The sequence below is a fragment of the Curtobacterium sp. MCLR17_042 genome (genome assembly GCF_003234695.1).
Lineage (GTDB): Bacteria > Actinomycetota > Actinomycetes > Actinomycetales > Microbacteriaceae > Curtobacterium > Curtobacterium flaccumfaciens.
Genome location: NZ_QKTD01000013.1, coordinates 117,261 through 129,151 on the forward strand (window position 1 = coordinate 117,261; position 11,891 = coordinate 129,151).

An 11,891-nucleotide genomic window follows, 5' to 3' on the forward strand; every position below is an offset into this window, starting at 1 on the left:
GGTCGGTTCAGTCGGTCGCATGGCGCAGGCCCTCCGTCGTCAGTTCGTACATCGCCGTCGTCCCCGACGACCAGACCCGCTTCCAGTAGGGCGAGGACGCCATGGCGGCGGCGAGCTCCTGGTAGTCGGCGTCGCTCTGGTAGCCGTACCGCTCGTCGTAGGCGCCGAAGGGCTCCGCGACCAGGGCGTAGTAGCCGGTGGCCGACCAGTTCACGACGAGCTCCCGCGTCACGTTCGACAGGTCCGACTCGGCGTCGTAGCCGCCGGTCGGGTCCGGGTACGGGCCGAGTGCTTCGCGGGACAGGTAGCCCACGTCGAAGTACCGTGCGCCGGTGTTGCTCGGGACGGCGTTGGCCGACCCGGTGAGCAGCATCACGGAACCCGCGGGTGCCGTGCGGTCGTAGTACTGCGTCGCCGCGGACTGGCTCCGGGTCATGACGCGGTTCCAGTCGAGCGAGGTCTGCCCGAACGCACCGATCGCGACGAGCGCCGCCACCGCTGCTCCGGCGACCGCGAACCGCACGGCGGACGGGCGCATCCCCCGCTGCAGGACCGCCCCGACCGGGGCGAACCGACCGGCGGGCATCGGGAGCGCCGCCGCCAGGATCGCGATCCACGGCGTCGCGAAGAGCACGACGCGGAAGACGCCCTCCTGGCCGTAGTTCGTGGCGACGAGCAGCGAGATCGGGCTCGCGGCGGTGGCGAGGAGCGCCCAGTGCGTCCGGTCGCGCCGCATCAGCACGGTCACCAGGGCGATGAGCCCGAGCACCACGAGCGCGGCTGCCGGGATGTCGAACGCCAGGCGCGTGACGAGCGGCTTCGGCAGGACCGTCATGTCGTGCGCGGGCGGCTGCACGTTGTCGAGCACGCGTCCGACCGCCGCGAGCGACAGGAACCGTCCGAGGATGTCACCGTTCAGCGCGGCGAAGACCACCGCCGGCACGAGCACGACGACGGGCAGCCACCAGGGGCGGAGCATCCGGAAGACGATGAGCGTGACGAGTGCGGCGACCGTCAGGTACGGCGAGATCTGGTGCGTCACGGCGAGCACGATGCCGATGAGGGTGATCGCGACGATCCGCGAGAGCCCCACCCGCCGTGCCCGCGGCTTGGCGGCGACGGAGCCGTCGGCGGTGGTGACTGCGGCGTCGCGCAGCGGTCCGGTGGCGAGCACGAGGATCACGATCGACATCAGGATGCCGGTCGACTGCGGCGAGAAGTACGTGGTGTTGAGCGAACCGGTCATCGCGGTCAGCAGCGCTGCGATCCACGGCCGACGGGCACCGGGCAGCCAGTGCGCCGCCAGGACTCCGACGGCGATGGTCGTGCTGAAGGCGAGCAGGACGGGCACCCACGCGGCGATGAGGATCGTGTTGACGATGCCCCCGACGTCGGCCACCCAGGCCGCGCCGGCGAACAGGCCGGACCAGGTCTGGAAGATGTCGGCCGACGGGTTGGTCCCACCGAACTGGCGGATGTACTCGACGACACCGATGTGCCGCGCGGCGGCGGTCACGGTGGGCACGCCGTACGTGATCGCCTGGGCGAGCTGCACGACACCGCCGAGCACGACGACGGGCACGGCGAGCGCGCGGCCGCGGACCAGGGCGATGACCGCCGCGGCGACGACGAGCACGAGGCCGACGACCAGGCCGGGGCCGAGCGAGCCGAACAGGCCTGCGGGCACCGGGTCGCCCATGTGGGTGAGCGCGGCGACGACCACGACGACGAGCCCGCCGAGCGAGAGCGCCGTCACGGTGGCGGTCGTGCTCCACCGGGACCGGGCGGTCTCGCGGCGCACGAGGCCGGCGCGACGGAGCTCCGCCAGGTCACGCGGCACCGAGACGGCGAGCGCCGCCGCGGTGAGCACGACGACACCGACGAAGGGGACCGTCGGCGCCCAGATGTGGAAGGTCGCCATGGTGTAGCCGATGCCGATCGTGCCGACGAGCGACCCGGTGACGGCGAGGACGGCGAACCGTGCGAGGGACATCGGACGGACGAGCAGCATCGGGGCGACCCCGAGCAGCGCGAACAGGAAGACCGCGACGGCGCTCGCCCGCAGTGTGGGCAGCTCGACGACGCTGCCGACGGCGGCCAGCACGAGCGTCAGCACGACGATCGCGGCGGCGCCGAGTCGGGCCGCCGGGCTCATCGCGCCACCGGGGGTCGGTCGTGCCGGACCTGCGGTGTCGAGGCCGCGCTGCAGCTCGTGGCGACCGTGCGCCGTCCGGTCGATCGTCCCCGCGCCGCCCATGCGTTCGCGGATCGCCAGGACCGGTGCGGTGAGCACGGATCGCCGCTCGACGCGACGCAACCGACGCTTCGTCGCCGCGAACTCCGCGTCGACGGCGTCGACGGTGTCCGCGTCACGCGCGGCACCCGTCCCGTGGCCGTTCGCCGGAGCAGCGTCGGCAACGTCGTCGCCCTGCTCGAGGCCGAGGCGTGCGAAGGCGCTGATGGCCTCCGGCGCCGCGTCCACCGAAGCGGTCAGCGTGTCGCGGTCGAGTGCGTTCTTGGTCATCCAGGCTCCGAGTCCGTGGCCGTGCGCGGCAGCGGCGGCGCGGAGCGACGCGACGTCGTCCGCCGATCGCTGCCACGCGATCGCGGCCGGTTCGACGGCGATCGCGGATCCGGCGAACAGCAGTCGTGTGAAGAGGTCGAGGTCGTCGCCACCGCCGACGCGGGTGCCGGGCCCGAAGGCGGTGTCGAACCCGCCGATCCGGAGCGCGGTCGCGCGGTGCACGGCGAGGTTCGCGCCGGTGCCGTAGGCCGAGGCGGCGAAGGGGTGCAGCGGGAGGTCGTCGACCGGGTCGTCGAGCCGGAAGACCCGCCGGCGGACGGTCCGCCCGCCGGGGGTGCGGTCGTCGTGCCAGCGCTGCGCCGGCGTCCGGAGCTCGGCACTCGGGACGAGCCCGGTGACGCAGGCCACGTCGGGATCGGCCGCGAAGGCGCGGGCGATCGCGGCGATCCAGTCGCCGTCCACGACGGCGCCCTCGTCCACGAACGCGACGACGTCGCCGGTCGCGACGAGCAGACCGGCGTTCCGCGCGGCGGCGAGGCCGCCCTCGGGTGCCGGGATGGTGGTGACGCGACGTCCGCCGATGTCGACCGTCGCCACACCGCCGTCGTCGGCGCCGTGCGAGACGACGACGACGTCGAAGTCGGGGTGCCCGTTCGCGAGCACCGACCGCATGGTCGTGCCGGCGGCGCCGTCCGTGCAGAGCACCACGGTGACGGACGGCAGCACCAGACCTGCTGCCGGCCGACGCTCGGGTGCCGGCATGGGCCGGATCGCGCGCAGGAGCGCACGGACGTCGATGGTTCCGCCGATGCGACGGCGTTCGGTGATCTCGGCCTCGACGAAGCCGAGGGGCTCGCCGTGGTCGCGGACGAGCAGGCGGGCACGCCCGTACCCGGCGGATCCCTGCAGGGCGATGACGTCGCGGTGGCTCGTCGCGTGCACGTCGGCACGGTCCACCTCGCCGACCCAGAGCGCGCCGTCCCAGGTGGGGACGAGCGGCCCGGTCACGACCGGCGAGAGGACCATCGCCAGGGTCGCGCGGGTCACGGTGTGCCCACCGGCTGCGGGAGCGGTGCGGGTGCGGGCGGGGTCCGCACGACGACGGTGCCGAGGACCCGGCCGACGGCGTAGCCCGCGACCGTCGAGACGACGGAGAGCGCGATGGCGTACGCCCGCAGGCCTCCGCCACGACCGACGTGGCGCAGTTCGCGCAGCACGGCGCCCGGGATCACCCGGGTCAGGTAGGTCGACTCACTGGCGAGCGAGTCGCCGGTGCCGACCCGACGGCTCAGCACGGCCTTCGAGATGCCCTCGTAGTAGCTGCGGCGGCGCAGGTAGCGCATCGTCACACGGTCCGGCGAGACCCGGTGCGAGACGTTCGAGCGCGGTTCGTGCCGGATCCGCGCGCCGGGACGGGCCTGGGCGATGCGGATGCAGAGTTCGGTCTCCTCGCAGCCGAGCGGCTGGTTGCCGACGCGGCCGATGCCGGAGCGGAAACCGCCGGCGAGCAGGATCGCGTCGCGGCGGAACGCCATGCTCGACCCGATGACGTTGCGGACGTCGCCCGGGGTCTCGGGCAGCCCGCGGTACGAGCACCCGACGATCCAGAGCAGTTCGTCGGCGTACGGGCCGGCGCCGGTCGCGGTCGGCCAGGACGGCGTGGCACGACCGCCGACACCGACGACGTCGGGGTCCTCGAGCGCGGTGAGCATGTGCCCGAGCCAGTCGGGGTCCGCGGTGGCGTCGTCGTCCAGGAACGCGACGACGTCGGCGTCGGTCAGGGCGACACCGGTGTTCCGGGCTCCTGAGAGTCCGCGGTCCTCGGTGTTCGGGACGACCCGGAGTTCCGGCCAGCGCGCGGCAGCGCGGGCCAGGAGCTCGGGCTCGTGGTCGATGACGACGACGACCTCGGGGGCCTCGGGCTGGCGCTTGGCCGACTCGACGCTGTCCTGCAGGTCGCCCCAGCGCTGCTGGGTGTAGGCGCAGATGACGACCGCGACGGTCGTCACGCGACGTCCTCCTCGAGGGCGACGACGGACGCGACGACGGCAGCCCCGGCGACGGACGCCCCGGCGACGGCGGACGCGGCGACGGGGGTCGCGACGGACGCAGCGACCGGCGTCGCGGCGACGGGAGCAGCGGCAACCGGCGCAGCGACGTGCGCAGCAGTCGGCGCGGCCAGCTGCTCGGCCGGCGGCACGACGCTCATCGCCGCGCGACGGACCTCGGCACGGCCGATCGCGGCACGACGACGCTCGTGCATGATCGACTTCAGCACGCGGATGCCGTCGGTCACGGCGTTGAGGTTGCTGGAACCGTGCACGCGGAGCTTCTCGTGGCTCGGCACCTCGGTGATCGCGAGCTCGGCAGCCGACCAGCGGCAGGTCAGGACGGTCTCGATCTCGAACCCGTCGCCCCACAGCATCGAACCGTCGGCCGGCTTCGGCAGCTCGGACGACAGCAGACCGATCTCCGGCAGGACGTCCGCCCAGAAGGCGTTGTAGCCGTAGCAGAGGTCGCTGTAGCGGGTGCCGAGGATGATGTTGCAGAGCATGTTCAGGCCGCGGTTGCCCATGTTCCGGACGATCGTGATGTCGTCGCTGCCACCGCCGAGCGAGTACCGGGTGCCCTTCGCGACGTCGGCGCCGTCGACGAGTGCCTGGACGAACCGCGGGATCTCGTCGGGGTCCGCGGAGCAGTCGGCGTCGAACATGACGACGATGTCGCCGGTGACGGCCTCGAAGCCGCAGGCCAGGGCGTTGCCCTTGCCCTTGCGGGTCTGGTGCACGACGCGGATGTCGGGCATCACGCGCTGGGCGGCGGCGATGGTGTCGTCGACGGAGTTGCCGTCGACCAGGATCACCTCGTACACGGGCGGGAGCTTCGGGAGGATGATCTCGAGGTTGCGGGCCTCGTTCCGTGCCGGGATGACGACGGAGACCCTCGGGTCTGCAGGGCGAACGGTACGTGCGGGCATGGCGCGGTCCTGTCGGGTCAGGGTTGCTGTCGGGTGGTGGCTCGTCGAGACGAGCGGCGCGTCCTCGGATGACGCACCGACGACGGTGACCGTCGTCGGTCGAGCAGCGGGACGCGGGTACGACGCCGCCTGCTTGCCGCGGGTGAGTGGGTACTCTCCCCCGCGGTTCCAACCATCGCCGTGGCCAGCGGGAGGGTCAATGCGCGGTGCGGTCCCTTGCGGACACCCGGGTGCGGATACGGAAACCCGCAACGGTCGTGCAGGTTGGCGGTCCGGCGCGGCGGCCGGCGGGTGGTGGACGCAGGACGAGCGGACGGGCGCGCCCCGCAGAGCGGCAACGCGAAGCGTTGCGCGGGGCGCGCTGACCGAGCCTGCGAGGGAGGTGTGCCAGCCGGCACCGCGCCTCCCGTCCGCTCGTGGGCCGGTCTCAGACCTGCGGCACGTCCGCCGTCTCGAAGGCGGCCCGCAGCGCGACCGCCAGCTCGGCGACGTGCGGTTCCCGCAGCAGCGACGTGTGCTCGCTCGCGATCCGCACCATCTCGGTGGGCCCGCGCAGCAGGGCGGACCACCCGGCGGCGTCGGGGTTGGCGTCGGCGAGGACGTAGGTGGCCCTCCCGTGGAACGGCGTCGGGTGGTGGCGTCTGGTGACGATCTCGGCCTGGTCGAAGAAGGCGTCGAAGTCCTTCTGCCCCCCGTGCCGCAGCACGCCGGCGGTGTACGCCCGGAGCCGCTTGGCGAACAGCGCCCCGTACGGCACACCCGCGGGCAGCACCCGCCTGACGGCGCGGTCGAGCCCCCGCTGCACGGCGCGGACGGCGGAGTTCGGCTGGTCGCGCGGCTCCATCCGGCCGAAGTGCAGGCGGGCCTGTTCGGACTTCGTGCGGGGCAGGTAGGTGTCGAGCAGGACGACGTGCTCCACCTGCTCGCCGCTCTCGGTCAGGAGCCGGGCGATCTCGAGCGCGACGAGTCCGCCGAGCGAGTGCCCGACGAGCAGGTAGGGGCCGCGGGGCTGCACGATGCGCATCAGGGCGAGGTAGCGGCGGGCGCTCCGCTCGATGTTCCAGTCCGGCATCCCGCGGCGTTCGAGGGCGTGCTGCTGGAACGCGTACAGGTCGTGCGCGGGCAGGTGCCGCGAGAGCGGCAGGAACGTCAGCGCCAGGGCACCGCCACCGGCGAAGCAGAACACCGGTGGACGGCCGCCCTCGCGCGCCTCGGACACCTTCACGACGTCGGGGTGGCTCGGCAGCGCGCTCGTCCCGCTCCGCACCCGTCGGGCGAAGGCGCGGAGCGTCGGGTGCTCGAGCACGTCCGAGGAGCGCAGGTCGACCCCGAGCCGGTCCTGCACGACGGCGAGCATCTCCTCGGCGGACAGCGAGTCGCCGCCGAGGGCGGAGAAGTCCTCGTCGAGGTGCACGCCCCGGAGCCCGAGCACCTCGGCCCAGATCTGCCCGACGACGAGCTCCCACTGGTCGTACTCGCCCTCGACCATCTCGGTCTCGACGCTCGGCGCCCCGGGGAGTTCGGCCCGGTCGACCTTGCCGCGCTCGTTCCGGGGCAACTCGGTCATCGGCACGATCGACGCCGGCACCATGTACTCGGGCAGCCGCTCACGGAGCGCCCGGCGGAGCGCGCCCGGTGCCGGGGTGCGGCGCCCCGGGCGACCGACCACGTAGGCGACGAGCCGGGTGACGGAACCGGGGTCGACCTGTGCCGTCACGACCGCGTCGTGCACCTCGGGGACCGCGCGGAGCGCCGCCTCGACCTCACTCGGCTCGACCAGGTAGCCGCGGACCTTCACGGCGTCGTCGGACCGGCCGAGCAGCACGAGCCGGCCGTCGGGGTCGACGCGTGCCAGGTCGCCCTGCCGCCAGCTCGGGGTCCCGACGGGGATGCCGGCGGCGGCCTCGGCCTCGCCGGTGCGTCCGGCCCGTTCGGCGGTCTTCTCCGGCGCACCCCAGTAGCCCGCGGTCAGGGCATCGGAGACCACGACGAGCTCGCCGGTCTCCCCCGGGTCGGCAGGGCTGCCGTCCTCGCGGAGCACGAGGACCGTCTTGCCGGGCAACGGCCACCCGGCGGGCACGACACCCTCGGGCACCGGCTCCCCAGGCGCCACCGGGCAGTACGCGACGCACGCGGTCTCGCTCGAGCCGAAGGCGTTCAGGAGCAGCGTGTCCGGGTCCAGGTGGGGTCGGGCCGCGGCGAGGTCGGCCCCGGTGACGGACTCGCCCGTGGTCATCAGGAAGCGCAGCCCGCCGAGCACCGGTGCGGTCCCGGCGGCCGTCCCGTGCGACCCGGGGGCGTTCTGCGATCCGATGATCGAGCGCAGCAGGTGCGGGGTGCAGACGAGCACGTTCACGTCGTCCTCCCGGAACCGCCCGAGCAGCCGCTCGACACCGAGCTCACGCGGCTCGAGCAGCACGATGGTGCCGCCGCAGAGCAACGTGTCGAACGAGAACAGGAGCCCGGCCGCGAACGACAGCGGCAGGACGACACCGAGCCGGTCGCCGGGGCCGAGGCCGAGCGCGACCGCGTCCTGCTCGGCGTCGGCGATCTGCTGCCGGTGCGTCAGGACGACGCCCTTCGGCATGCCGGTCGAGCCGGAGGTGAAGACGATGGCGAAGGGGTCCCGCCCACCGGGGCGCACGCCGACGGTGTCCGCCGACGGGGCCGCGCCCGGTTCACCCGCGTCCAGCAGTTCGCCGAGTGCGTGCACCCGGCCGCCCCGTTCCGCGACGACGTCGGCGGCCAGCGCTGCACGCTCGGTGTCGGCGACGATCTCGTCGACGCCGGCGAGCCGGGCCACGTGTGCCAGCCGTGCTGCGGGCAGGTGGTCGTCGAGCACCACCACGGTCCGTCCGGCACGCACCAGCGCCAGGATCCCGATCACGGCCTCGGTCGACTGTCCCGCCATCAGCCCGACCGGCTTCGATGCCCCGCCCGGGGTGTCGCCGACACCGGCGCCGCTGTGGTCGTCGGGTCGGAGCGTCACGGCCAGGGCTGCGGCCAGCGTGCGCGAGGCCCGGTCCGCTTCGGCGTAGGTGTACGGACGGCCGTCCCCCGCGAGGGCGGGGGCGTCGCCCCGGAGCGCCACCACGCGGTCCCAGCGGTCCAGTACGGAGTGGTCGGCCGCCGCGGGCACGGCTGCGGGGTGGTTCCAGGGATCGATGGTCGTCAGCGGGTCGACGGAGGTCACGATGACACCTCGGGTGCTCAGCAGCGGACCGCCACGACTCCCGCGACGGTCCTCCGACCGTAGGTCCGCGTTCCCCCGGCCCGCGAGCAGGCGTCGGCCCGGTGCGGGGAACCGCAACCGGCCTGGAGGCGCGGCCTGCGTCCGCCACGGACGGTACGACTCCGGAACGACCGGTCCACCGCCGTAGGCGCCTCCCGCACGGCGGCTCGCCCGGCTCGGGGATCGTGCGGTTCCGCGCAACCTCCGGATCAGCCGTGGTGCGACCGTGGATGCGCCGTGCATCGCCGATGAGGACGCTCTGAACGAGAAGGTCAAGGAAACGAGAACAGCCCCCGGGATGTCCCGGGGGCTGTTCATCGAGTGCTGGGGTACCTGGACTCGAACCAAGAACGACGGTACCAGAAACCGCTGTGTTGCCAATTACACCATACCCCAAAAGGCCTGTCGGCCTTCTGGCCCGGTCACCCGGGGCACGATCAACTACTGTACAGCATCCCGGAGGTCCGCAAGACCACCCACCAGGTCTCGGTGCAGGGCGGCGGCGGTCGCGGCTCCGTGTCCGGCCGCGACGATGAGCTGCTCCGGCCCGGGAGGTGTGACGTCTCCCACGGCGTAGAGCCCCGGGACGGACGTCCGGCCCACCCGGTCGACCACGAGGAGTCCCTGCGTGTCGCGCTGGAGTCCCTCGAGCGCTCCGGGCGTGTCGCTCGCGGGGTCCGTGATCCCGCTCGTGCGCAGCCAGTCGAGGTCGGCGTGCCACACCGGTCGGACGAACCCGCCGGACCGTGGCTCGACGTGGCCGTCGGCGAGCCGGACACCGGTCATCCCGGTGCGATCGCCCTCGAGGTCCTCGACGACTCGCGCGTCCACGACGACCCCCTCGGCCGCCAGTCGAGCGCGGCCGGCGTCGTCGAGCGGCGCCACCCCGTTCGTGTAGACGATCAGGTCGTCGGTCCACGCGGCGATGAGCAGAGCGCGGTCGACGACGTCGTCGGTCTCGCAGATGAACGCGAGCGGCTGCCCGGCCTTGTCGTACGCATCGCACTCGACGCAGCTGTGCACCGCCGTGCCGTAGAACGCACGCAGCATCGGCAGCGCCGGGAACTCCTCACGCAACCCCGTCGCCACGACGACCGTCCGGGCGCGGGCCTCGAGCTCGGTGCCGCGCCACGAACCGTGCACCCGCCAGGTGTCCGTGTCGGGGTCCGGGGCCACCAGGTCGACGACGGACTGCACGACCGTTGCTTCCGGGTACGCCTCGACCTCGGTCCGCCCGAGCTTGCGGAGCTCGAGCGGCGAGATGCCGTCCCGTGTCAGGAACCCGTGCGACCGCAGCGTCGCGGCGTTCCGGGGGCGGTTGGCGTCGACGAGCAGCACGGTGCGCTTCGCCCGGACCAGGTTGAGCGCAGCGCTCAGGCCGGCCGGCCCGGCGCCGATGACCGCGACGTCGTACACGACCTGGTCGGCGTGCTCCGTACTGCTCACGGTCGGTCAGCGCGCCGCGAGGGCGCGGAGCCGGGTCAGGGTGGACTCCTTGCCCAGGATCTCCATCGACTCGAACAGCGGCGGGCTGATCCGGCGTCCGGACACTGCCACGCGCAGCGGGCCGAAGGCGACGCGGGGCTTCAGGCCGAGCTCGTCGATGAGGGCCGCACGGAGCGCACCCTCGATGGCCTCGGTGGTCCAGTCCTGGACGCCCTCGAGCGCGGCGGTGCTCGCGGTCAGGACCGTCGCCGTGTCGCCCTTGAGCGAGGCCAGTGCGTCGTCCTCGACCACGAGGTCGGCGTCGGAGGTGAACAGGAACCCGAGCATCGCCGGCGACTCGCCGAGCAGCTGCATGCGCTCCTGCACGAGCGGAGCCGCCTTGGTCAGGATCTCGAGCTGCTCCGGCGTCGCCGGGTCGCTGATGAACTCCGACAGGTACGGCAGCAGACGCGACCGGAAGTCTTCGGGCGCCAGCAGACGGATGTGGTCCCCGTTGATCGCCTCGGCCTTCTTGTGGTCGAAGCGGGCCGGGTTCGGGTTCACGTCGGTGACGTCGAACGCCGCGACCATCTCATCGATCGAGAACACGTCGCGGTCGGGGCCGATCGACCAGCCGAGCAGCGCCAGGTAGTTGACGAGCCCCTCCGGGATCATGCCGGCGGCGCGGTGGTGGAACAGGTTCGACTCGGGGTCACGCTTCGAGAGCTTCTTGTTGCCCTCCCCCATCACGTACGGCAGGTGTCCGAACACGGGGATGGAGGGCGCGAGGCCGATCTCGTACAGCGCCTCGTACAGGGCGATCTGGCGCGGGGTCGACGACAGCAGGTCCTCGCCCCGGAGCACGTGCGTGATGCCCATCAGGGCGTCGTCGACCGGGTTGGTGAACGTGTACAGCGGCTTGCCGTTCGGGCGGACCACCACGAAGTCGGGGAACGTGCCCTGCTTGAAGGTGATCTCCCCGCGCACCAGGTCGTCGAAGCTCAGGTCACGGTCGGGGACCCGCAGGCGAAGCGCCGGCTCGCGGCCCTCGTCGCGGAACGCCTGGCGCTCGGCATCGGTCAGGTCGCGCTCGTGGTTGTCGTAGCCCTGCTTGGGGTCACGACCGGCCGCCTTGTTCCGGGCTTCCATCTCGTCCGGCGTGACGAAGGACTCGTAGATGTGACCCGACTCCTTGAGCTTCGCGATCACGTCGTCGTAGATCGCGGTGCGCTCGGACTGCCGGTACGGTCCGTGCTCGCCGCCGGCGTCCACACCCTCGTCCCAGTCGAGCCGCAGCCAGCGGAGCGCGTCGAGGATCTGCGCGTACGACTCCTCGCTGTCGCGGGCGGCGTCGGTGTCCTCGATGCGGAACACGAGCTTGCCGCCGGCGTGGCGGGCGTAGGCCCAGTTGAAGAGCGCGGTGCGGATGAGCCCCACGTGCGGGGTCCCCGTCGGGCTCGGGCAGAAGCGGACGCGGATGTCGGAGCCGGAGGCAGTGGTGAATGGCGCAGTCATGACCCGACAACCCTACCGCGGGGTCTGTCCCTCCTACCTGCCCTGTGGAGGGGCCGTGAACGCAGAAAACCCCTGACCACGAATGGTCAGGGGTTCCCTGGTGTTTCTACGTTAAGTCCGGCGGCGTCCTACTCTCCCACAAGGTCCCCCTTGCAGTACCATCGGCGCTGAGAGGCTTAGCTTCCGGGTTCGGAATGTGACCGGGCGTTTCCCTCTCG

Annotated in this window: 6 protein-coding genes, 1 tRNA gene and 1 rRNA gene; all 8 read right to left on the minus strand. The window is 72.7% G+C overall.

All coding sequences use genetic code 11. The features are described from left to right. Positions 1–7: 7 nt before the first annotated feature. Positions 8–3,571 (minus strand): glycosyltransferase, encoded by a 3,564-nt coding sequence (locus DEJ02_RS13585; RefSeq protein ID WP_111033426.1) that lies wholly within the window; start codon positions 3,569–3,571, stop codon positions 8–10. Further along, complete coding sequence (locus tag DEJ02_RS13590) at positions 3,568–4,533, minus strand: glycosyltransferase family 2 protein (protein WP_111033427.1); 966 nt, start codon at positions 4,531–4,533, stop codon at positions 3,568–3,570. Before DEJ02_RS13590 ends, DEJ02_RS13585 begins: the two co-directional genes overlap by 4 nt. Then, on the minus strand, positions 4,530–5,501 hold the full coding sequence (locus DEJ02_RS13595) for a glycosyltransferase family 2 protein (RefSeq protein WP_111033428.1): 972 nt from the start codon (positions 5,499–5,501) through the stop codon (positions 4,530–4,532). Before DEJ02_RS13595 ends, DEJ02_RS13590 begins: the two co-directional genes overlap by 4 nt. Positions 5,502–5,928: 427 nt before the next feature. Further along, positions 5,929–8,694 carry a non-ribosomal peptide synthetase gene (locus DEJ02_RS13600; protein WP_181440362.1) on the minus strand — a complete coding sequence of 922 codons (2,766 nt, stop codon included), beginning with the start codon at positions 8,692–8,694 and terminating at the stop codon, positions 5,929–5,931. Between the two features lie 363 nt (positions 8,695–9,057). After that, positions 9,058–9,129: transfer RNA gene (locus DEJ02_RS13605), tRNA-Gln, on the minus strand. A 45-nt stretch (positions 9,130–9,174) separates the two neighbouring features. Then, positions 9,175–10,179: an NAD(P)/FAD-dependent oxidoreductase gene (locus tag DEJ02_RS13610; RefSeq protein ID WP_111033430.1), complete on the minus strand. Its 1,005-nt coding sequence runs from the start codon at positions 10,177–10,179 to the stop codon at positions 9,175–9,177. A gap of 6 nt (positions 10,180–10,185) precedes the next feature. Continuing rightward, on the minus strand, positions 10,186–11,673 hold the full coding sequence (gene gltX / locus DEJ02_RS13615) for a glutamate--tRNA ligase (protein ID WP_111033431.1): 1,488 nt from the start codon (positions 11,671–11,673) through the stop codon (positions 10,186–10,188). 115 nt (positions 11,674–11,788) lie between these two features. Next, positions 11,789–11,891: ribosomal RNA gene (gene rrf / locus DEJ02_RS13620) — 5S ribosomal RNA — on the minus strand; the annotation flags it as partial.

Coding starts and splice junctions, on each gene's coding strand:
- DEJ02_RS13595 (WP_111033428.1), bottom strand. CDS start 5,501: ATGCCCGCACGTACCGTTCGCCCTGCAGACCCGAGGGTCTCCGTCGTC.
- gltX (WP_111033431.1), bottom strand. CDS start 11,673: ATGACTGCGCCATTCACCACTGCCTCCGGCTCCGACATCCGCGTCCGC.